This is a genomic window from Methylorubrum sp. POS3, from assembly GCF_043352485.1.
GTDB lineage: Bacteria > Pseudomonadota > Alphaproteobacteria > Rhizobiales > Beijerinckiaceae > Methylobacterium > Methylobacterium suomiense.
In genome coordinates this window covers 4378766-4400090 of record NZ_JAPRBT010000001.1, presented here as the reverse complement: position 1 = coordinate 4400090, position 21325 = coordinate 4378766, and the positions used below count along the sequence as shown (strand labels likewise).

Sequence of the window (21325 nt, the reverse complement as noted above, 5' to 3'; positions counted from 1 at the left end):
GCTGGAGCGAGAACCCCGAGCCGTCGCGCTCAGAAATGGCTGAACGATCCCGCCGTGAAGGTCATCGCTGCACCGGTCGCATCGAGCACCCGCGGCGGCGCCTCACCCGGTTCCACAGACCCGATTTCAGTCGCCCGCACACCGGCCTGCTCCGCCTGGTGGAGAAACGCCGCAAGCCTCTCCGGCGGCACGGCGCAGAGAATCTCGTAATCGTCGCCACCGGTCAGCGCGATGGTGAGGCGTCCGGCATCGCCTCCGATCACGGCCCGTGCGGCCGACGACAGCGGCACCCGTGCGGCTTCGATCTGAGCGGTGAGGCCCGTCCCGGCCAGCATCTTCGTGAGATCGCCGACCAGACCGTCGGACACGTCCATGGCGGCGCGGGCGTGACGCCTCAGAAGCGGGGCGAGGGACAGGCGCGGCCGCGGATGCAGGTAGCGATCGCGCAGAGCGTCGAGAGCGACGGCGTCGGGCGTCGTCACCGTCGAAAGCCGTAGCGCCAGTCCCAGAGCCGCATCACCGATGGTGCCGCTCACGCAGAGGCGGTCGCCGGCCCAGGCCGTCTGCCGACGCACCATGCAGCCCGCCGGGACTTCGCCGAACGCCGTGATTCCGATCAGCGCCGGTCCGCCGGATCGGACGGTATCGCCGCCGAGAAGCGGGCATGCGTGATGGCGCGATGCCGTACCGAGCCCCTCCGCGAAGGCGCAGAGCCACGCCTCGGTCCAGTCGTCGGGCAAGGCTAAGGTCAGCAGAAAGCCGCGGGGGGAGGCACCCTTGGCGGCGAGATCCGAGAGATTGACGCCGAGCGCCTTGATCGCGATCGAACCCGGCGGATCGTCGGGAAAATAATGCACCCCGGCGACGACGGCGTCGGTGGTCACTACGAGATCGTGGCCGGGGGAGGGGGTCAGGCTGGCCGCATCGTCGCGCAATCCCTCCGCGCCGGGGCCGCTCAGCGGTGCGAAGTAACGCGCGATCAGAGCGTCCTCGCCCGCGCGCGCCACGACGGCGTCAGGCCTTCTTCGGCGCGGCCGGGATGCCGAACTCGGTCGATCGCGTCTCCCGGCCGACCCGGTCGAGCACCGCGTTGACCAAGCCGGGCTCGTCGCCGGAATAGAAGCTATGGGCGACATCGACATATTCGGAGATGGCCGCGCGGGCCGGTACGTCGCGGCGGAACATCAGCTCGTAGGCGCCCGCCCGCAAAATCGCGCGCAGAACCACTTCGAGGCGGCGCAGCGGCCAGCCCTTGGTCAGGGCAGCGTCGAGCTTCGGATCGATGGCACGCTGCTCCTCGACCGCGCCGCGCAGGACGTCCCGGAAGAAGGCCGTCTCGGCCGGCGGGTGGACGACACCGTCGACCTCCTGCCCGATCCAGAACGCCTCGAACTCGGCCAGGGCCTCGATCACACCCTTGTCTGAGATCTCCATCTCGTAGAGCGCCTGCACGACGGCGAGACGGGCCCCCTTGCGAAGGCTCAGGGGAGCGGGCTTCGGCTCGGGCTTGGCGGCCTCCGGCACGGCCGGGGTCTCGGCGGGCTGACTCATCGGGTGGGTTCCAGATTGGCGGCGCGCTTGATCGCGACGAGGCTCAAGGCCGCCTCCGCCGCGCCGCCGCCCTTGTTCATCTGCGAGACTCGAGCGCGGACAAGCGCCTGCTCCATGGTCTCGACGGTGAGAATGCCGTTGCCGAGCGGCAACCGCTCCGCGACGGAGAGATCCATCAGCGCACGGGCGCTCTCACCCGCGACGATGTCGTAGTGGCCCGTCTCGCCCCGGATGACGCAACCGAGCGCCACCGCCGCGTCGTAGGGCTCGCCGCGCCGCTCGCCAGCCTTGAGCAGGATCGCCATGGCAGCGGGAATCTCAAGCGCCCCCGGCACGGTGAAAACCCGCGCCTCGGCGCCGACCGCTTCGATCGCGGCGCGGGCACCGGCCAGCAATTCGTCGGCGATATCCTCGTAATAGCGCGCCTCGACCACCAGCACGCGGATGCCCGCGAGGCTCTCGAGAATGGCTTTCGGCGCAGCCGCGTCGCGGTTCTGGGCTACCATGGCGTCGGACGGGTCCGGGGAGGGGGTGGGGCCGGAGGGTTAGCCCAGAAGCCTTCCACACCACAAGCGGTGCCAACGCTCATGCGGCGATGCGCAGGGTGCCACCCTGAGCCCACCATGAGAGCCTGGGCGAGATCGGAGGATCGGGAGGCGACATGAGCGAGGAGCTTGAAGCGGCACTCGCGACGATCAGCGCGGAACTGAGTGCCACGCAGCAGCTCGTGACGATGCTGCCGGTCCAGCATTCGCTCGATCGCTCCCGTACGGAGCCGTCCCGTGCCATCGATGAATTGGAACGCGAGTTCGCACGGATCCTGGCGGAGCTTTCGGACGGTGCGGCGAATGCCGTCGACAAGCAGCATTTCACCCTGGTTCGGGAAGCGCTCGAAGCGCAGCTCGACAGCGCCTGCCAGCTCGCGCACGCGCTGGCGTTCAGCGCGACCCAAAACGAGACGCGCTGAAGAAAGGAACGCCGCGCCATTCTCCTGGGAGATCGCTTTTCGCTCGGAAACGGCGATCAACGATTTCGGACGGGCGTCCTCCCGAAGACGCGCGGGATCACTGAATAAGGTTAATTAGACGCAAGCCGATCGAATTATCTGTAAATATCACCGAATGGTCTCATCATACCGCCCCGGTGTCGTGCAGACAGGCGTTGTTCCGTCTCTGATTTAACCGAAATGAAGTTCTGATTGTCGGAAGCTCCAGCCACGAGACGGCGGTCGCGCGGCGGCTGCGCCTTCGGCACAGGCGATCGGCATGGGCTTCGCGAGCGTTCGACGGGCGGAACTTCCCACCCCCACTCCGGTATCCGCGCCCAGCGTACGGCCCGTCCCATTGGTGATCGATCTCGACGGCACGCTGCTGCGCACCGACCTGCTGCTCGAAGGCGCCGTCTCGATCCTTCGGCGCAACCTGTTCATGGTCTTCGCCATGCTCCTGTGGCTGCCGCGGGGGCGCGCCTTCTTCAAGCGGAAGGTCGCCGAGCGAGCCACTCTCGACATCGCGACGATGCCGGCCCACGCGGAATTGCTCGCGCATATCGAGGCCGAGCGAGCGACGGGCCGTGAGATCGTCCTCGCCACCGCCGCCGACGCGCTGATGGCTCTCAAGGTGATGCAGGCGTTTCCGGTCTTCGACCGCGTGGTGGCGAGCGACGGGATCCGTAATCTGAGGGGCGAGGCCAAGGCCCTGCAACTCGCCGCCCTCTACCCGCAAGGCTTCGATTACGCCGGCAACGCCGCTGCCGACCTCCCGGTCTGGGCCAGGGCGCGGGCGGTGATCGCGGTGGAAACGCCGACCAGGGTGACGCTTGCGGCGCGGGCCCTCGGCAAGCCGATGCAGGAGTTTCCCGCCGCTTCGCGAGTCCGCGCCCTGGTCAAGGGTTTGCGGCTGCATCAATGGGCCAAGAACGGCCTCGTCTTCCTGCCCCTCGTCCTCGGTGGCAGGGCGGGCGACCCGGCCGCCTGGGGGTTGGCTCTGGCGGCCTTCCTCGCGCTCGGCCTCGTCGCCTCGGCGAGCTATCTCCTCAATGACCTGCTCGATCTGCCGCATGATCGAGCCCATTGGTCGAAGCGCGAGCGTCCGCTGGCGAGCGGACGTCTGCCGCTGGCCACGGGCATTGCCGCCCTCATCCTCGGACTGGCAGGCGGCCTGGCCGTCGCGTTCGCGGCGGGCGCGGCGGTCCTCGCCGGTGTTCTCGCCTATCTGGCGCTGACGCTGACCTACTCCGCTTGGCTCAAGCGCGTGCCGATGCTCGATGCGCTGACCCTCGGCAGCCTGTTCACCCTGCGCATTGCCGTGGGCGTCGCGGCGATCGCCGTGGCGTGGTCACCCTGGCTCCTGACCTTCTCGATGTTCCTTTTCACCTCCCTGTCCTTCGCGAAGCGCCATACCGAACTGCGCGGAGCAGCCAAGCGCGGGCGCTTCGGCAAGCTCTCCGGGCGCGGCTATCAGAGCGCGGACGAGCCGGTCGTGCTGGCCTTCGGGATCGCGGCGGGGCTCGCCAGCATCGTCATCTTCATTCTCTACCTCGCCAACGAGGCGTTTCGGCACGCGGCTTTGGCGGCGCCCCTCGCACTCTGGATGTTCCCGATGGTCCTGGTCCTGTTCATGGGCCGGGTCTGGTTGCTGGCCGGCCGCGACGAGCTGCACGACGATCCGGTTGCCTTCGCCGTGAAGGACCGCCCGAGCCTTGCTCTGGCCGGGATCGCCGGCCTCGCTTTCGGCATCGCCGCCTTCGGATTGCCCCAGGGTCTTTTGCCGGCCTGGGGGCTTTGATGCGGCTCGCGCAGAACCGCGAAATCCTTCGCTTCCTGCTCGCCGGGGGCTTGGCCGCGGCGCTCAACTGGATCGCGCGCATCCTCCTGTCGCTCGTCATGCCGTTCGAGGCGGCCCTGCTCCTCGCCTACGTGATCGGCATGGCCGCGGGCTTCTGGCTCTACCGCCGCTTCGTGTTCCATGGCGCGCGCGGCGGCTCGCTGCGTGGACAACTCGCGGTGTTCGTCGCGGTGAACATGGCGGGCGCCGGTGTGGTGCTGACCGTCAGCGCCGGCCTCGTAGCCGGGCTGACACCATTGCTGCCGCAGGTGCCGCTCGCCCTGGTCGAAGCCTTCAGCCATGGGGTCGGCATCGCGGTGGGGGCAGGGGCGAACTATCTCGGCCACCGCCTCCTGACCTTCTCGGCGCGGTCGGGCGAGCCTCAGACCCTGTAGACCGACAGCACCGCGAGGACGGCGAGGTTCGCGGTCACGCCCCAGGTGACGAGGAGCGGCAGCGCCGCGAAAGCCGCCGGGCGTCCCGTTCCGGAGCCCTGCCCGTCCCCTGCGCGCGAATGCGGCCTCGCCATCAGGACGATCAGGATCGGCAACCAGTCGAGGGCGTAGCGCTGGGTCGCGATCTGCTCGGCGCCGTTCGAATGGTAGAAGAGGGTGATGCCGGCGATGGTCGCAATCACCGCCGCGCCGGCGAGGAAGACCCGATCGACCTTGGCGTAGAAGGCCAACAGAACCCAGGGGCTCGTCACCAGAAGAGCCGTTCCGGCTTTGTCGAAGCCGGTGAGCGCCGTGAGCTGCGGACCTCCGAATTCGAAATGGAAGCCCTGCAGGAACAGGTAGAGCGTGTTGAACAGCAGATAGTCGCGGGATAACAGACCCGTCTCGCTGATGCGCCGCCAGATGAAGGTGGTCTGATCCGGATTGTTGATGAAGGCGTAGCCGGTCTCGGTCGGACTTCCGAAGCGGGCGATGTTGTAGGCGAAATAGACCGCCAGCGCCGCGGCGACCGGTATCGCGGCGAGGATCACCGGCTTCGCCAATCCTGTAAGACCGCTCAGAAGCGGTCGCTCCCTCGGGAGGCACAGGAAGAGGAGAAACAGCGGGTAGAAGATCGCCATCTGCCGGCACAGGAAAGCAAGGCCGATGAAAAGCCCGGCGAGCGGCAGCGAAGCCCGGCAGATCGCGGCCCAGAGGCTGAGGCTGACCATCAGGAAGCCCACCGCCTGCGCGTAGAACCAGACACCGTCGGCGCGCAAAGTGACTTGGTAGAGGGGGCTCGCGAAGGCGAGAGCGGCGAGGAGCCATAGCGTGTCGCTCCGAGACAGGCCGAGACCGCGCAGGATCGCGCGCCAGACCAGCAGACTGAGTGCGCTCAGTGCGAGTCCCAGGACAACGAAGCCCTTGAAGCCGGGAAAGCCGAATACGGCCACGAACGGCATCGCCAGAACCGCCGGCAGCGGGGGAAAGATGACGTAGGTCCGCCCCTGAAACAGCGCGCAGTCGATCTCCGGGCAGGTCTCGATCCAGAGCCGCCCGTGCAGGAACGCGTCGGCCAGCGCGCCGTGCGAATTGAGGCCGGGATCACGCAAGGCGCCGCGCAGGAGGATCAGGGCCAGAAGAGTCGCCCCGGCGAGGCCGGTCATCACGGCCAGTAGCCGGTCGCGCCGCGCCTCGAACCCGTTCGCCGTCATCGCCGCTGCCCTTCGCTCGCGAATCGCGGAAGTCAGCTTTCGTGACGAAGGGTTAAGGACGATTCACCGTGCTGCCCACGACCGTAGCGGGGCGGAACCGCCGACCGCGGGTATCTTCGGTCAGGCGCGGGTCAATCCGCGCGCTTCGGCAAGGCGCGCGGCGTAGCGGGCGATCAAATCGACTTCGAGATTGACCCGGTCCCCGGCCCGACGCTCTTCCCAGGTCGTCACCGAGAGGCTGTGCGGGATCAGCAGCACGGAGAAGTCTCTGCCGGCGACCGAATTGACGGTGAGCGAGGTGCCATCGAGGCAGACTGAGCCCTTCTCGGCAATGAACCCGGCAAGCGCGGCCGGGGCGCGGAGCGTGAAGCGCTCGCTCGCCCCCCAGGGGTTGTCCTCTCCGGTCACGGTCTCACGTGCCACGATCTCGGCCACGCCGTCGACATGGCCGGTGACGAGATGGCCGCCCATCTCGTCGCCGAGCTTGAGCGAGCGCTCGAGATTGACCCGGGTGCCGTCGCGCCACGCTCCGACGGTGGTACGGGCGAGCGTCTCGGCGGCGGCATCGACGGCGAACCGGCATCCCGTGCCGTGCGGTTCGATCGTCACGGCGGTCAGACAGGGGCCGGAACAGGCGATGGAAGCCCCGAGCGCGATGCCGGCGGGATCGTAGGCGCTCTCGATCACGATGCGCCGCAGCCGATCCGTGCCGTCGATCGAGACGACGCGGCCGACATCCGTGACGAGCCCGGTGAACATCTCAGTGCCTCTCGTAGGTGATCGCCTCGTCCTCGCCATAGGCCTGCGCTTCGACTTGGCGCAGCGTGCCTTCGGCCAGGCGGCGGGCGAGGCTCGGTCCGATCGCCGGCAGGCCACCCGCGCCTCCGAGATCGATCGGGCCCGTGATGAGCGTGCAGGCATCGACGAGATCGTGCGCGGCGAGGGCGTCCGCAAGCGCGGGCCCGCCCTCGCTACAGATCCGCGTCAATCCGGTCTCGGCCAGGGCGATGAGCGCCGCGCGCAGATCGATCCGCCCATTGGCATCGGCGGCGACGGGCAGAAGCTCGACGCCGAACGAGGTGAGCATGCGCCGCGCATGGGCCGGGCTGTTGGGACCGGTGACGACGAGGGTCGGAATATCGCGGGCGCCGCGCACCAGATGTGTGGATGGCGTCAGCCGGAGCGTCGAGTCCAGGACGATCCGGATCGGCGACCGGTCTGATAGGCCCGGCAAGCGCACCGTCAGCGACGGGTTGTCGGCCCGCGCCGTGCCGATCCCGACCATGATGGCATCGGCATGGGCCCGCCAGAGATGCACGGCGCCATCGGCGATTGCGCCGGTGATCTTCAGCCGATCGCCGCCCGGGGGGGCCGCGAACCCGTCGCGGGTCCGGGCGAGCTTGAGATGCACGCTCGGACGCCCGCGCGTGATGCGGGAAACATGACCGCGATGATCCCGAAGCGCCTCGTCCCGCAGCAGCCCCGTTTCGACCGTGATCCCGGCCTCCCGCAACAGGGCATGACCGCGGCCCGAGACCCGCGGGTCCGGATCCTCCATTGCGGTGACGACGCGAGCGATGCCCGCGCGGATGGTCGCGTCGGTGCAGGGCGGCGTCCGGCCGTGATGCGAGCAAGGCTCGAGGGTGACGTAGAGTGTGGCCCCCCGCGCCGCCTCGCCCGCCATGGCGATGGCCAGCGGCTCCGCATGCGGGCGACCGCCCGGCGCGGTCGCCGCTTGGCCGACGATGCGGCCATCCGCGACCACGACGGCACCGACGCTGGGGTTCGGCCATGTCAGACCGAGATGGCGGCGCCCGAGGGCCAGGGCGAGGCGCATCGCGCGGTGGTCCAGGGCGTGCGTCGCGCTCACAGCCGACCTCGTCAACTTCGCGCCCGCGCCGAACGGCGACGCGGAGCCGCCACAGCCTCCGGCGTCCCCTCGACCGGGGCGGCATCGGCGACCGGGTCGCCTTCACCGGCAAGACGCCCCCCCAGGGTCCCAAGGAGATCCTGGAAGTCCTGGGCTTCGCGAAAATTCTTGTAGACGGAGGCGAAGCGCACATAGGCCACGTCGTCGAGGCCCTTGAGCCCTTCCATCACCGCCTCGCCGATGGCTTCGCTGGTGACCTCGCCGTCACCGGTGCTCTCCAGGCGACGGACAACGCCCGAGACGAGACGCTCGATCCGCTCGGGCTCGACCGGCCGCTTCCGCAGAGCCACATCGATCGAGCGTTGCAGCTTGTCCCGGTCGAACGGCATCCGCTTGCCGGACCGCTTGAGCACGGTGAGTTCGCGCAATTGCACCCGCTCAAACGTCGTGAAGCGCCCGCCGCAATCCGGGCAGATGCGACGACGGCGGATGGCCGCGGAATCCTCGCTCGGCCGCGAATCCTTCACCTGCGTGTCGGGACCCCCGCAGAACGGACATCGCATCGCGCGTCTTCGAACCCTTGCTCTCTCCCGGTCGTCCGGGACGCCTCTGTGCCCCAGCCAGGACCGGATTGCCAGGATGAGAATGTCTCATCGCAAACGAGAGCGGCCGCGGATCGCTAGGATCCGCGGCCGCGCCGTCATCCGTTGCCGGAAACGATTACTGGTAGATCGGGAAGCGGTCCGTGAGGGCGTGGACCTTCTGCTTCACGGCCGCTTCCACCGCCGCGTCGCCACCATCACCCTTGGCCCCCAAACCGTCGAGCACCTCGACGATGAGCGAGCCGACCTGCTTGAATTCCGCGACGCCGAAGCCGCGGGTGGTGCTGGCCGGGGTGCCGAGGCGGATGCCGGAGGTGATCGTCGGCTTCTGCGAGTCGAACGGAACGCCGTTCTTGTTGCAGGTGATGTCGGCCCGCGACAGCGCGGCTTCCGCCGCCTTGCCGGTGAGACCCTTCCGCTGCAGATCCACCAGCATCAGGTGGTTGTCGGTGCCGCCCGAGGTGATGTCGTAGCCGCCGGAGATGAGGGTATCGGCCAGCGCCTTGGCGTTGTCGATCACCTGCTTGGCGTAGATCTTGAACTCGGGCTTCAGGGCCTCGCCGAAGGCCACGGCCTTGCCGGCGATGACGTGCATCAGCGGGCCGCCCTGCAGGCCGGGGAAGATCGCCGAGTTGAACTTCTTGGCCAGGGCCTCGTCGTTCGTCAGGATCATGCCGCCGCGCGGACCGCGCAGGGTCTTGTGCGTCGTCGTGGTGGCGACATGGGCGTGGGGGAACGGCGACGGGTGCAGACCGGCGGCGACGAGGCCGGCGAAATGGGCCATGTCGACCATGAAGTAGGCGCCGACGGAATCGGCGATCTCACGGAACTTGGCGAAATCCCAGTGACGCGGATAGCCGGAGCCGCCCGCGATGATGACCTTCGGCTTGTGCTCCTGAGCGAGCTGAGCGACCTGCTCCATATCGATGCGCTGATCGTCGCGGCGCACGGTGTAGGAAACCGGCTTGAACCACTTGCCCGACACGTTCGGCGGGGCGCCGTGCGTGAGGTGACCACCGGCGGCGAGGTCGAGACCGAGGAACGTATCGCCCGGCTGCATCAGGGCCATGAATACGCCCTGGTTGGCCTGCGAGCCCGAATTCGGCTGCACGTTGGCGAAGCCGCAATCGAACAGGCGCTTGGCGCGGTCGATCGCCAGTTCCTCGGCAATGTCGACGAATTGGCAGCCACCATAGTAGCGGCGGCCCGGATAGCCTTCCGCGTACTTGTTGGTCAGCACCGAGCCCTGCGCCTCGAGCACGGCCCGCGAGACGATGTTCTCGGAGGCGATCAGCTCGATCTCGTGCTGCTGGCGGCCGAGTTCCTGGGCGACTGCCTTGGCGATCTCGGGATCGGTCTGGGCAAGGTTGGCAGAGAAGAACGTATCGAGGGCGGTGTGGTCGGTCGCGGTACCGGCGCTCATGTGAGGAGCCTCTTCTGATGTTTCCTGATTAAACCCGCCCGTTTGTCGTCGGCATGCACGGGGGTGTTTTTCGAGTCCATTCCTACACGGCGGAGCATGACAGGCCAAGCGCAGCTGATTTTGCGACTTCCGTCAAAAATTTTCACGGGAGCGTCATCGAATGCAGCACCGCATAGGTTCTTGCACGCAGCAAAACGCCCGGCACCGGGCCGGGCGTTCGCCGAAACGGATTCTTGCGAGACGGTTCAGGCGGAAAGGCGGCTCTTCACGTCGCCGAGGCTGGCACGGAGCAGATCCTGTGCGGCAGACCCCTGGAGCCGCTCGCGGAAGATCGTCTCCGAAACCCTCACGGCGGCATCGGCTGCGGCGGCACGGACCTGAGCGGCGGCCTGGACTTCCGCCTGCGCGATCTTGGATTCGGCGGACTTGGTGCGGCGGGCGACGAAATCGTTCAGACGGGCTTGACCCTCGGCCGCGAGGCGCTCGGCCTCCTCGCGGGCGCCTGCCACGATCGCCTCGGCATCCTTCTCGGCCTGGGCGCGACGACGCTTGTAGTCGTCGAGAACGGCGGCGGCCTCTTCCCGAAGGCGGCGCGCCTCGTCGAGTTCGTGACGCACGCGCTTGGCGCGGGTGTCGAGCCCGCCGGTCATCATGCCGAAGCCACCGACCTTCCACACGATGGCCAGGAACGCCACGAAGGCGACGGCGACCCAGAATTCTGCGGTCAACAGCATGTCGGTCTCAAACCCTTGGTCGGCCTGTCCCGGCGCGTCGGCCCGGGTCCGGTTCGTCGAGCGGGGCCGGCACCATGGCCGGCCCTCGGGATCAGTTCAGCGCGGGCGTGGCGTCGAGGGCCCGGTTCAGGGTCGCCGGATCGGGCGCCTGACCGGTCAGCCGCTCGACGATCGCGGAGGCGGTCTCGCCGGCGATGGAGCGGACATTGCCCATCGCCTCGGCGGTGCGGGCGCGGATCGTGGCGTCGGAGGCGGCCAACCGCTGGTTCAGCTCGGCCTCGAGCGTCTTGCGCTTGGCATCGGCTTCCGCCGAAAGGGTATTGCGGGTGTCCTGAGCGATGCCCTGAGCCTTGGCCTGCGCCTCGCGGAGGGACTTCTCGTAGGCGGCGCCGGCGGCGTCGGCCTCGGCCTTCATGCGTTGCGCCTGGTCGAGATCGGCGGACAGCCGGTTCGAGCGGTCGTTGAGGATCGCCTCGATGCGGGGCAGCGCCACCTTGGACATGAGGTAGTAGAGCAGGCCGAAGGCCAGAGCGAGCCAGATCAGCTGCGAGAGAAAGGTATGGCTCTCGAAGGGCGGGAAGGCCGCGCCGTGCCCGCCGGGCGCATGCTCGGTATGGGTCTGGGTGCTCCCGGGCGGAACGATCTTCGTATCCGCATTCGGGGAGGGGGTCGTGAGGGGATTCTTCTCGGCCATGGCCCTGTCCGGTGACGTCGGAAGGCCGGCTCCGCGGGCGGAGCGGCCGGATCAGCGAGCGGGGGAGGGAAGATCGGCTGAAGGCGCGACCTCCCGCTCCCCCGATAATCGACGCGTCAGACGGCGAAGAGCAGCAGCAGGGCGACGAGCAGCGAGAAGATGCCCAGCGCCTCGGTGAGCGCGAAGCCGAGGAGGAGGTTGGTGCGCTGGCTATCGGCGGCCGACGGGTTGCGCAGGGCGCCCGAGTAGAACTGGCCGAACAGGTTGCCGAGGCCGATGCTGGCGCCCGCCATGCCAAGGCAGGCGAGGCCGGCGCCGATGTACTTCGCAGCGACGGGATCCATGAAACACTCCTGAGGTTCGAACGAGGGTTCTCGGGGGAAGGGTCCGACCGATGAGGATCAGTGGCCGGGGTGAAGGGCGTCGGCGAGATAGACCGCCGTGAGCGTCGCGAAGACGTAAGCCTGGAGGGCCGCGACGAGGAACTCGAGAGCCGTCAGCGCGATGGTCAGCGCGAGCGGCAGGGGCGAGAGCACGCCCCAGGCGCCGGCCACCAGCAGCTGGACCACGAAGAAGGCAAAGATCTTCAGCGCGATGTGACCGGCCAGGATGTTGGCGAAGAGACGCACCGAGAGGCTGATCGGACGCGACAGGAACGACACGATCTCGATCGGCACCATGATGAGGAGCAGCGGCTTCGGCACGCCCGACGGGACGAACACGCCGAGGAAGTGGGTGCCGTGCTTGGCGACGCCGTAGATCACCACGGTGAGGATGACCACCAGGGCGAGGCCGAAGGTGACGATCAGATGGCTCGTCACCGCGAAGGCGTAGGGGATCATCCCGAGCAGGTTCAGGATGAGCACGAACATGAAGAGAGAGAACACCAGGGGCAGGAAGCGCTTGCCCTCGGCGCCGGTCGCCTGGTGAACCGTATCGGCGATAAATTCGTAGAGGGTCTCGGCCAAAGCCTGCAGGCGACCCGGCACCACGGAGCGGCCCGAGGTGGCTACGATGGTGAGGAGCGCGATGATGCCCACCGCAACGAACATGTAGAGAGCCGATTGCGTGAACGCGATCTGCTGGTTGCCGATATGCCCCAGCGAGACGAGCGGCTGCAGCTCGAACTGGTGGATCGGGTCGACACTGACCGCCATGTGCTCGCTTCCGCCCTTCTTCGAGTCGCGCCGGGCGCCTGGCGGCTCCCGTGTTGCGCGTCGCCCTTACACGATGCCGGGCGAGTCTCAAGACCCTTCCGGTCGATCTTTCTCAGCTTTCTGGCCGCTGAAGCCGCTCACCCGCATGACGTTGTAGATACCGGTCACGAAACCGAGCATCAGCAACACGATCATTCCCCAGGGCTTGGTGCCCAGAAGATGATCGAACAGGTATCCGAGAATTCCTCCGGCGATCACGCCCGCGATGAACTCGGTCGAGAGGCGCATGGCCTGCCCGAGCGGAGCCGATCCACCGGGCGCACCGTTGCGCGCAGGCCCGCCGGGAGCGGCTTTCGGCCGCCTGCCCTCGAGCTGCGTCTCGAGACGTCTGAGCCTCGCGGAGAGATCGCCGTCGTCGGGAGCCCCACCCGGCCCACTCCCGCTGCCTGAAGGATCGCCGCTCACGGGCGACCCCACATGTCGTCGGGAGCGGAGGGAAAAGGCTCGCCCCCTCGGCGCGGCGCACCATAGTTTCGCCATCCTGACGAGTCAAGGCACGGCTGGCTCAGCTTAAGCCGTTGATTTTTCATAGCAATCCGAGTTTTTCCGCACCTTTTCGAGGCCGATCGGCTACGCGCCGATGATCGGCTTGATGATCTTCTCCATCTCTTCGATCGACAACGCGCCGTTATGCTTGGTGCCGTTGATGAAGAACGTCGGTGTGGAATCGACCTTGAAGGTTTCGAGGCCGCGGGTCTTCACCGCATTGATGGCCGCGTAGGTGTTCTGATCCTTCAAGCAGGCTTCGAACTTCTCTTTCGAGAAGCCCGCCTGCCGCACGATCTGCTCGAGGGCATCGACCGGAGACTGCGGCTTACGCACGAAGGCCCAGTTCTGCTGCTGATCGAACAAGAGATCGGAGATCGGGTAATACTTGTCGTTCCCGTCGCAGCGGGCGAGCATGAAGGCCGCCGTCGACAGCGGGTCGAGCGGGAACTCGCGGAGCGTGAAGCGCACCTTGCCCGTATCGATGTAGCGCTCCTTCAGGACCGGATACGTGGTCGCGTGGAAATGGGCGCAGTGCGAGCAGGTCAGCGAGGCGTACTCGATGATCGTGCACTTGGCATCCGCCGGCCCGAGCCAGACGTCGCCGAGCGGACCTGGCTGCATCAGGGCGGCCGTGTCCGCCGATTGCGCCACCGCATCGGCAATGAGGCGGGGCATGAGGATGGCCGCGCCGAGGGCGAGACCGGTGGTCTTGAGGGCGTCGCGCCGGGTGATCATGGCAGGGACGGGCTCCTTGGGGGCCCAATCCGGGCCCGGGACATGCGAGGTATAGGCGGAACGGCGTCGCACGGGCCGCGGACGCGTCGCCGCACGGGTCGAGCGCCCCTTACCACGGCGAGCGCGCGCGAGGCAGCCCCGGTCTCAGGTGCGTCCGGCCACCACGGCGATGCCGAGCCGGTCCAGGGCGTCGCGCAGGGGATCGTGCTCGATGCGCGAGACCGCCAAGGCCACCTCGCCGCGCCGGGCGGGATCCAAGGGTGGGACCGGTCGGCGGCGGAGGGGCCGGCGCAGGCGGTCCTGCCGGAGCACGATCTTGCCGATACAGGCCCAGCCGTAATGCGCATTGACCCGCTCGATCACCACCGGGGCGAGATGCTGGAGTTCGAGAGCGAAGGCGCCCTCCACCCGAACCACCAGGGTGCCGGGCTCCGGACGCCCCTCGGCGTCGCGGCGGGCGCGGCGGGGCCATTCGAGCTTGACCGGCTGGCAGGCATCCGCGAGGCGCGACCCGACGATGCCAGGCCAGACCGCCAGGATGTCCGCCGAGGCGAACCCCTGCGCGGCGAAGGCGGGACCGACACAGTCACCGATCAATTCGGCCAGGGGTTTCGCGCGCGCCATCGGAGATCCGGTGGGTGAGGGAACGGGATTGTAGCCCAAGGTCGTGCGCGTCGGGAGTCGCGCGGGGCCGGGACGCCTGTGTGACCGATCTTCCCTACCGGTTCCTCTCGAATTGCAGTTCGCGCGCCGATCACGACGCGAGCCCGGCGTCCTGCTCGGCGAGCCGCCGATTCTTCCGGAAAGACGGTGCGTCGCGGATTTTTGTCGTCCCGGTGGAGAGCCCCACCGCTTTTGCGGTCGGCGCGGCCCGGCTATGGGTTCGCGCCATGTCCGCGCCCGCCGCCTCGGCCGACGACCTGCTCGCCTGGTACGACCGGCACCGCCGCGCGCTGCCCTGGCGCGCCCTGCCGGGACAGCGTTCCGACCCCTACCGCGTCTGGCTGTCGGAAGTGATGCTGCAGCAGACGACGGTCGCGGCGGTCAAACCGTATTTCGAGAAGTTCCTGACGCTCTTTCCCAGCGTCGATGCGCTCGCCGCCGCTCCGGAAGAGTCGGTGATGTCCGCCTGGGCCGGGCTCGGCTACTATTCCCGAGCGCGTAATCTCCATGCCTGCGCCAAGGCGGTGGCCACAGCCGGACGCTTCCCCGATACCGAGGAGGGCCTGCGCAAGCTCCCCGGCATCGGCGCCTACACGGCAGGCGCCATCGCGGCCATCGCCTTCAATCGCCCCGCGGCGGCGGTCGATGGCAATGTCGAGCGGGTGATGACGCGCCTCCACGCGATCGAGACGCCGTTGCCCGCCGCCCGTCCGCAGATCCGCGCGCTCACGCAAGCGCTCGTGCCGCACGACCGACCGGGGGATTTCGCGCAAGCCGTGATGGATCTCGGGGCGACGCTCTGCACGCCGCGACGCCCCGCTTGCGCACTGTGCCCGTGGATGCGCCCCTGCCACGCCCGCGCCGAAGGTTTGCAGGAGACCTTTCCGCGCAAGGTGAAGAAGGAGAAGGGGACCTTGCGCAAGGGCGCCGCCTTCGTCGCCCTCAGGGCCGGCGACGAGGCGATCCTCCTGCGCACGCGACCGGCGGAAGGTCTGCTCGGGGCCATGGCGGAACCGCCGGGCAGTCCATGGCTGCCCGATTACGATCCGGCCAAGGGCCTGCTCGACGCACCGCTGGATGCCCGATGGAAGCGTCTTCCGGGCGTCGTGAAGCACGGCTTCACGCATTTCCCGCTGGAACTGACGGTGTTCTTCGCCCGCGTCGCGGCGGGCACGGTGGCCCCGGACGGCATGCGCTTCACGCCCCGCGAGAAGCTCGATACGGAGCCGTTGCCTGGGGCGATGAAGAAGGTGCTGGCCCATGCGCTGACCGGCCCGGCCCCGGTCACCACGGCATCGGTGCCACCCCCGCGAGAACCGGATCTCGCCACCCCGCCCGAGCCTGAACCGGTCAAGCGTCGCGGACCGCTGCCCAAGCCGCCCTCATCCCGGCCGTCCGACCTGGCGCGGATCGTCAAGAAGGCGCCCAAGCCCCTCAAGACGCGCTGAGCGAAGAACCAGTGGTGCCGCCCCGACCGGGACCTCGGATCGCGCGCGTGCATGCCGATCCGCGGGAGCACGGCAGGAGCAGGCCAACCCGGCGTTGCGCCCAGGCGCCGGATCGGTTATCCGTCCCGCCGATTTCCCTTTCGGAACCGTCAGGATCGCGGTGCCCTGCGCACCCCGATCCGTCTTTCGTTTCAGCCGGGGATGTCGGCCCTCGACCATCGCTTGTTTCAGCATGCGTCGGCCCTCCGAGAGGAGGTTGGCTCGGCCGGATCGTTCCATCCGGCGGCCGGCGATGACGGGGGTCCTTGCCACGCTTGCCGTCGACGCGGCCTCCCGCGGGAGGCCATCTAGGAGAGAGAATGTCCGCTGGTCTGAACGTTTTCCAGCCGAGCCGCGAAGATTTCGCGAGCTTGCTTGAGGAGAGCTTCCTCAATCACGAGATCACCGAGGGTTCGGTCGTCAAGGGTCGCGTCGTCGCGATCGAGAAGGACGTCGCCGTCATCGACATCGGCGCCAAGACCGAAGGTCGCGTCGCCCTCAAGGAGTTCAACGGCCCCGGCCGCGACGGCGATCTGGCCGTCGGCGACGAGGTCGAGGTCTATGTCGACCGCATCGAGAACGCGCTCGGCGAGGCCGTCATCTCGCGCGACAAGGCGCGCCGCGAGGAGAGCTGGGTCAAGCTTGAGAAGGCCTTCGAGGCCAACGAGCGCGTGACCGGCACGATCTTCAACCAGGTCAAGGGCGGCTACACCGTCGATCTCGACGGCGCCGTGGCGTTCCTGCCGCGTTCGCAGGTCGATATCCGCCCGGTGCGCGACGTGACCCCGCTGCTCGGCACGCCCCAGCCGTTCCAGATCCTCAAGATGGATCGCCGCCGCGGCAACATCGTCGTGTCGCGCCGCACCGTTCTCGAGGAAAGCCGCGCCGAGCAGCGTTCTGAGCTGGTGGCCAACCTTGAGGAAGGTCAGGTCATCGACGGCGTCGTCAAGAACATCACCGAGTACGGCGCCTTCGTCGATCTCGGCGGCATCGACGGCCTGCTGCACGTCACCGACATGGCATGGCGCCGCGTGAACCACCCGTCCGAGGTCGTGACCATCGGCCAGACGGTGAAGGTCAAGATCATCAAGATCAACCACGAGACGCACCGCATCTCGCTCGGCATCAAGCAGCTGCTCGCCGATCCGTGGGAGGGCATCGCCGCCCGCTACCCGGAGGGTGCCAAGCTCAAGGGCCGCGTGACCAACATCACCGATTACGGCGCCTTCGTGGAGCTGGAGCCGGGCATCGAAGGCCTGATCCACGTCTCCGAGATGAGCTGGACCAAAAAGAACGTCCATCCGGGCAAGATCGTCTCCACCTCTCAGGAGGTCGAGGTGCAGATCCTGGAAGTCGATTCGGTCAAGCGCCGCATCTCGCTCGGCCTCAAGCAGACCCTGCAGAACCCCTGGGACGCCTTCGCCGAGAAGCACCCGGTCGGCTCCGAGGTCGAGGGCGAGGTCAAGAACAAGACCGAGTTCGGCCTGTTCATCGGCCTTGAGGGCGATGTCGACGGCATGGTTCACCTGTCGGATCTCGACTGGAACCGTCCCGGCGAGCAGGTGATCGAGGAGTACAAGAAGGGCGATATCGTGCGCGCCCAGGTTCTCGACGTCGATGTCGAGAAGGAGCGCATCTCGCTCGGCGTGAAGCAGCTCGGCGGCGATCCCTTCGCGGAGGCCGGCGAGATCAAGAAGGGCCAGATCGTCACCTGCGAGATCGTCGAGGTGAAGGATTCGGGCCTCGAAGTGAAGCTCGTCGACACCGACATGCAGACCTTCATCCGTCGCGCCGAGCTCGCCCGCGACCGTGCCGACCAGCGCCCCGAGCGGTTCGCCGCCGGTGAGAAGGTCGATGCCCGCGTGGTGCAGTTCGACCGCAAGGCCCGCCGCGTGCAGGTCTCGATCAAGGCCCTCGAAGTCGCCGAGGAGAAGGAAGCGATGGCCCAGTTCGGCTCGGCCGATTCGGGTGCCTCGCTCGGCGACATCCTCGGTGCCGCCTTCAACAAGAAGAAGGGCGGCGACGAAGAGTAAGGCGAAGCGCCCCGGGCCATCGGCCCGGGGAAGCCTTCGGCTCACGCGACGTCCCGTACCAACGGCCCGAAAAGCTTCGCTTTTCGGGCCGTTTCCGTTTGCGTTGTCCGCCGATCGTAGCGATGCCGCCTTGATCGTCCCCCGTGCCCGTCGGAGCAGGAGGGGCATGCCAGTCACCCTCCGGGCGCGTACGGTCGCGTCGTTCGAGTGGGTTGTTGTGTCATCGGGAACCGCCCGCCACGCGCGGCATGAGTGAGGATCGCGTGTCGAAACCCTCTCAGGACGATGGCCCGGTCGATCGGATGCGGATCGGCCTTCGCAGGCGGCTCGACGGCCTCTTGCGCGGCCGACGACGCAGCGCCGCTCTCCCAGTCGATTTCGACGCGGATCTCTATCTCGATCTCAACGCCGATGTGGCCATGGCCGTCGAGGCTGGCCACATCGCGTCGGCCGCCGAACATTGGCGCCATTTCGGTCGCCGCGAGCGTCGCGCCTACCGCTTGCCGATCCCGACGGCGGCCCTTGGTGGGGATATCGTCGGCGCGGGGACCTTCCGCTATCCGTATCGGGCGGTCGGCAGCCTGCCGCGGATCGAGTTCGCCGAACCCGCCATCGGTGGGGAAGACGGGGCGATTGCGCGTCGCCTCATCGCCGCTTGGCGTCACTCCGCCGCCGCTGCGCCGAACGCCGTCGAGGAGGGAATGTGGGCCGCCCGCACCCAGGGCTTCTCGGCCTTCCATAGGGCATTGCACGGAGGGGACGCGCCGGCTTTGGCCGCGATGCTCGTCGACCTGTTCCAGTCGCACCTCGCGCACGGCATCGCCATGGGCCGCACCACCGCGACGCTCGCCCGTCACGCGCCCGACACCTTCGCCGCCGGATGGCACGATCGCCTGCTGAGGCTTGCCGAGGCCCTCGCGGTCGAGCCGGTCCGCTGCCCCGAACAGGGCGACTACGCGCGACCGCTGGAATCCATCACGGGACTCGAACGCATCGAGGCCGCCCTCGGCTTTCCGCTGACCTTTCCGAATGTCGGTGCGCCCTACGGCGTACGCCTCGGCGGGAGCATCCTGCCCGAGCATGCCTTCAGCCACGCCTACGCTGCCCGGCGCATCCGTGATCTCCGACCCGGTCCGCGACTGGCCGAGATCGGCGGCGGATTCGGCGGCCTCGCTTGGTATCTGCACGATGCCGCGCAGAGCTACACGATCCTGGATCTGCCGTTCACCAACGTGATTCAGGGATGGTTCCTGCTCAAGGCCGGGCTCCCCGTCTCCCTCTCCGGCGAGGCCGATGCGCGGATCAGGATCCTGCCGTGGTGGGAAATCCATCGCGACGAGCGATACGACCTCGTCATCAACCAGGATTCGATACCGGAAATGCCACCGGATACGGCCGAGATGTATGTGGGCCGGATCCGCGAAATCGCGCCGCTCTTCTACTCGATCAATCAGGAAGCGGCCGCCGTGAACACGGATGCGTTCCGGCAGGGTGTCGTGCCCGACCTCGTTGCCCGGGACGGCGGCTATCGCCGCCTCAGCCGGAACCTCTTCTGGCTGCGCGACGGCTATGTGGAAGAGGTCTACGCCCGCCGCGGGTAAAGAGCCCGCGCTGACACGCCCCGCGGCATCAACCCCTTGCCGCCCCGCCATCGGCGGGTCTAAACACGGCCGCAAGGTCGAGCGGCCTGCACGAATCCAGATGCGTCAAGGACTTGGCCGCGAGTCGGGCCAGGGTGACGCCCAGGCTCGGACGCAGGTTGCCCGAATGGACAAGTGTGGTTCGCCATACCGCGGCGCATCCTGCGGCGGGCGAATCGCGAGGCGGCCTGAATGAGGCCGAACGCCAGGGAGTGGACCGTCGGATGGCCGCAGACGCCGAGTTTCTGATCGACCGCCGTCGTCTGCGCCGCAAGCTGACCTTGTGGCGGGTGATCGGCATCGGCGCGCTCATCGTTGCTGTGGGCGCTGTCGGCTACCGGGCCCGGATCGGCGAGGGACGATTCTTCGCGCCCAAGCGGGATCAGATCGCGCGCATTTCCATCGGCGGCTTCATCGCCGGCAGCGAATCCACCCGCAAGCTGATCGAACGCGTCGGCAAGGCCGACTCGGTGAAGGGCGTCGTCCTCTCGATCTCGTCGCCCGGTGGGACGACGACGGGTTCGGAGGAACTGTACCGCAACATCCGCGCGCTCGCCGACAAGAAGCCGGTCGTCGCTTTCGTGGACGGCACGGCAGCCTCGGGCGCCTACATCACGGCGATTGCCGCCGATCACATCGTCGCCCGCGAGACCGCCCTCGTCGGCTCCATCGGCGTCCTGTTTCAATATCCCGAAGTGTCCGGCCTGCTCGATCGGGTGGGCGTGAAGGTTGAGACGGTCAAGTCATCGCCGTTGAAGGCCGAGCCCTCGGGCTTCGCTCCGACCTCGCCGGAGGCCCGCGCTGCCCTCTCGGCGATCGTGATGGACACCTATGGCTGGTTTCGCGGGCTCGTCGCCGAACGTCGCGGCATGAACGAGCAGCAGCTCGCGGCGGTGGCCGATGGACGCGTGTTCAGCGGGCGCCAGAGCATTCCGCTCAAGCTCGTGGACGAACTCGGCGACGAGCGTCAGGCGGTGGTTTGGCTCGAGCAGAAGCGGGACGTGCCGAAGGACCTGCCGGTGAACGACTGGAAGCCGAAATCCGAGGGCGGCTTGACCCTCTGGTCATCCCTCGGCGGTGCTGCGGACTTCGCCGGTTTCGCCGGACTTGCTGCACGGCTGCGGGCGGTCGGCGCCGAGACGGCGGCGTTGGAGCAGGGCGGCCTCCTCGCCGTCTGGCGTCCGGCGCCCTGATCCACCCCCGCATGCCGCACCTGCCCCGCATCCGGAAGATGGCCGTATGATCAAGTCCGAACTCGTGCTCAAGATCGCCGAGCAGAATCCGCATCTCTACCAGCGGGACGTGGAGACTCTCGTCAACGCGATCCTCGACACCATCGCCGATGCGTTGGCACAGGGCGACCGGGTCGAGCTTCGCGGTTTCGGTGCCTTCTCGGTGAAGCGCCGGGAAGCCCGGCGCGGTCGCAATCCCCGCACCGGCGAATCGGTCGCCGTGTCCGAGAAGGCGATCCCCGTCTTCAAGACCGGCAAGGAGATGCGGCTGCGCCTGAACAAGGCCGGCATCGGCGAGGAGCGGGCCGAGGCGTGAGCCCTCTGTAGAACTGCCCCGTGACGGCGACGGTGTCTCGCCCTAACTCACCCTGAGAACAGCACCCGCCGTTGCCGGTCGGGCGCCAAGGCCCTTCACTCGCGCCGTCCGAGCCGTCCAGGCTCCCGCGGCGGCTCGCACCGGGCGTCGCCCCGGTACGCGCCGG

Annotated in this window: 23 protein-coding genes; 8 read left to right on the top strand and 15 right to left on the bottom strand. The window is 68.0% G+C overall.

The genetic code is table 11. From position 1 onward, the window contains the following. Nucleotides 1-29: 29 nt before the first annotated feature. Genes thiL through ribH form a run of 3 tightly spaced genes read right to left on the bottom strand, consistent with a single transcriptional unit; the run spans nt 30 to nt 2057 of the window. Nucleotides 30-1007, bottom strand: coding sequence for a thiamine-phosphate kinase (gene thiL, locus OWC43_RS20375; protein ID WP_393958066.1), 978 nt, complete (start codon nt 1005-1007; stop codon nt 30-32). A 7-nt stretch (nt 1008-1014) separates the two neighbouring features. Then, nucleotides 1015-1551: a transcription antitermination factor NusB gene (gene nusB, locus OWC43_RS20370; protein WP_393958065.1), complete on the bottom strand. Its 537-nt coding sequence runs from the start codon at nt 1549-1551 to the stop codon at nt 1015-1017. Further along, nucleotides 1548-2057 (bottom strand): 6,7-dimethyl-8-ribityllumazine synthase, encoded by a 510-nt coding sequence (ribH, locus tag OWC43_RS20365; RefSeq protein WP_393958064.1) that lies wholly within the window; start codon nt 2055-2057, stop codon nt 1548-1550. Before ribH ends, nusB begins: the two co-directional genes overlap by 4 nt. Before the next feature lie 155 nt (nt 2058-2212). Here ribH and OWC43_RS20360 point away from each other — a divergent pair, with 155 nt between their 5' ends. The 3 genes from OWC43_RS20360 (at nt 2213) to OWC43_RS20350 (ending at nt 4771) form a co-directional block, all read left to right on the top strand. Continuing rightward, on the top strand, nt 2213-2518 hold the full coding sequence (locus OWC43_RS20360; protein ID WP_393958063.1) for a hypothetical protein: 306 nt from the start codon (nt 2213-2215) through the stop codon (nt 2516-2518). 298 nt (nt 2519-2816) lie between these two features. Continuing rightward, nucleotides 2817-4337, top strand: coding sequence for a UbiA family prenyltransferase (locus OWC43_RS20355; RefSeq protein WP_393958061.1), 1521 nt, complete (start codon nt 2817-2819; stop codon nt 4335-4337). Continuing rightward, nucleotides 4337-4771, top strand: coding sequence for a GtrA family protein (locus OWC43_RS20350; RefSeq protein WP_393958060.1), 435 nt, complete (start codon nt 4337-4339; stop codon nt 4769-4771). The genes OWC43_RS20355 and OWC43_RS20350 overlap by 1 nt, the downstream gene beginning before the upstream one ends. Here OWC43_RS20350 and OWC43_RS20345 read toward each other — a convergent pair. The 12 genes from OWC43_RS20345 to OWC43_RS20290 all read right to left on the bottom strand — a co-directional run bounded on the left by OWC43_RS20345 (nt 4759) and on the right by OWC43_RS20290 (nt 14412). Further along, on the bottom strand, nt 4759-6024 hold the full coding sequence (locus OWC43_RS20345) for a hypothetical protein (protein ID WP_393958058.1): 1266 nt from the start codon (nt 6022-6024) through the stop codon (nt 4759-4761). The genes OWC43_RS20350 and OWC43_RS20345 overlap by 13 nt on opposite strands. 120 nt (nt 6025-6144) lie before the next feature. Continuing rightward, complete coding sequence (locus OWC43_RS20340; protein WP_393958057.1) at nt 6145-6783, bottom strand: riboflavin synthase; 639 nt, start codon at nt 6781-6783, stop codon at nt 6145-6147. A gap of 1 nt (nt 6784) precedes the next feature. Further along, nucleotides 6785-7861 (bottom strand): bifunctional diaminohydroxyphosphoribosylaminopyrimidine deaminase/5-amino-6-(5-phosphoribosylamino)uracil reductase RibD, encoded by a 1077-nt coding sequence (ribD, locus tag OWC43_RS20335; protein WP_393958605.1) that lies wholly within the window; start codon nt 7859-7861, stop codon nt 6785-6787. A gap of 44 nt (nt 7862-7905) precedes the next feature. After that, a complete protein-coding gene (gene nrdR, locus OWC43_RS20330; RefSeq protein ID WP_137831220.1) occupies nt 7906-8457 on the bottom strand; it encodes a transcriptional regulator NrdR in 552 nt (183 codons plus the stop codon). A 157-nt stretch (nt 8458-8614) separates the two neighbouring features. Next, on the bottom strand, nt 8615-9919 hold the full coding sequence (gene glyA, locus OWC43_RS20325) for a serine hydroxymethyltransferase (RefSeq protein WP_137831221.1): 1305 nt from the start codon (nt 9917-9919) through the stop codon (nt 8615-8617). Nucleotides 9920-10164: 245 nt separating this feature from the next. Next, nucleotides 10165-10650 carry an ATP F0F1 synthase subunit B gene (locus OWC43_RS20320; RefSeq protein ID WP_393958604.1) on the bottom strand — a complete coding sequence of 162 codons (486 nt, stop codon included), beginning with the start codon at nt 10648-10650 and terminating at the stop codon, nt 10165-10167. Nucleotides 10651-10744: 94 nt separating this feature from the next. Continuing rightward, nucleotides 10745-11347, bottom strand: a complete 603-nt coding sequence (locus OWC43_RS20315) for a F0F1 ATP synthase subunit B (RefSeq protein WP_137831223.1) — start codon at nt 11345-11347, stop codon at nt 10745-10747. Nucleotides 11348-11463: 116 nt separating this feature from the next. Continuing rightward, nucleotides 11464-11691: a F0F1 ATP synthase subunit C gene (locus OWC43_RS20310; protein ID WP_012455237.1), complete on the bottom strand. Its 228-nt coding sequence runs from the start codon at nt 11689-11691 to the stop codon at nt 11464-11466. Between the two features lie 57 nt (nt 11692-11748). After that, nucleotides 11749-12504, bottom strand: coding sequence for a F0F1 ATP synthase subunit A (locus tag OWC43_RS20305; protein WP_137831224.1), 756 nt, complete (start codon nt 12502-12504; stop codon nt 11749-11751). Between the two features lie 87 nt (nt 12505-12591). Then, nucleotides 12592-12969, bottom strand: a complete 378-nt coding sequence (locus OWC43_RS20300) for an AtpZ/AtpI family protein (RefSeq protein WP_137831225.1) — start codon at nt 12967-12969, stop codon at nt 12592-12594. Between the two features lie 165 nt (nt 12970-13134). Continuing rightward, nucleotides 13135-13788, bottom strand: coding sequence for a DsbA family protein (locus OWC43_RS20295; protein WP_137831226.1), 654 nt, complete (start codon nt 13786-13788; stop codon nt 13135-13137). Nucleotides 13789-13932: 144 nt separating this feature from the next. After that, nucleotides 13933-14412, bottom strand: coding sequence for a DUF721 domain-containing protein (locus OWC43_RS20290; RefSeq protein ID WP_137831227.1), 480 nt, complete (start codon nt 14410-14412; stop codon nt 13933-13935). Nucleotides 14413-14678: 266 nt separating this feature from the next. Between OWC43_RS20290 and mutY the strand changes: the two genes are divergently transcribed. The 5 genes from mutY (at nt 14679) to ihfB (ending at nt 21159) form a co-directional block, all read left to right on the top strand. Then, entirely contained in the window at nt 14679-15899 is a 1221-nt protein-coding gene (gene mutY, locus OWC43_RS20285) for an A/G-specific adenine glycosylase (protein WP_393958056.1), read from the top strand. Nucleotides 15900-16258: 359 nt separating this feature from the next. Further along, entirely contained in the window at nt 16259-17971 is a 1713-nt protein-coding gene (gene rpsA, locus OWC43_RS20280) for a 30S ribosomal protein S1 (protein WP_137831229.1), read from the top strand. A gap of 263 nt (nt 17972-18234) precedes the next feature. Beyond that, a complete protein-coding gene (locus OWC43_RS20275; protein ID WP_393958055.1) occupies nt 18235-19572 on the top strand; it encodes a hypothetical protein in 1338 nt (445 codons plus the stop codon). Between the two features lie 263 nt (nt 19573-19835). After that, nucleotides 19836-20804 (top strand): signal peptide peptidase SppA, encoded by a 969-nt coding sequence (gene sppA, locus OWC43_RS20270; RefSeq protein ID WP_137831230.1) that lies wholly within the window; start codon nt 19836-19838, stop codon nt 20802-20804. A 46-nt stretch (nt 20805-20850) separates the two neighbouring features. Further along, on the top strand, nt 20851-21159 hold the full coding sequence (ihfB, locus tag OWC43_RS20265) for an integration host factor subunit beta (RefSeq protein ID WP_137831231.1): 309 nt from the start codon (nt 20851-20853) through the stop codon (nt 21157-21159). Nucleotides 21160-21325 lie beyond the last annotated feature (166 nt).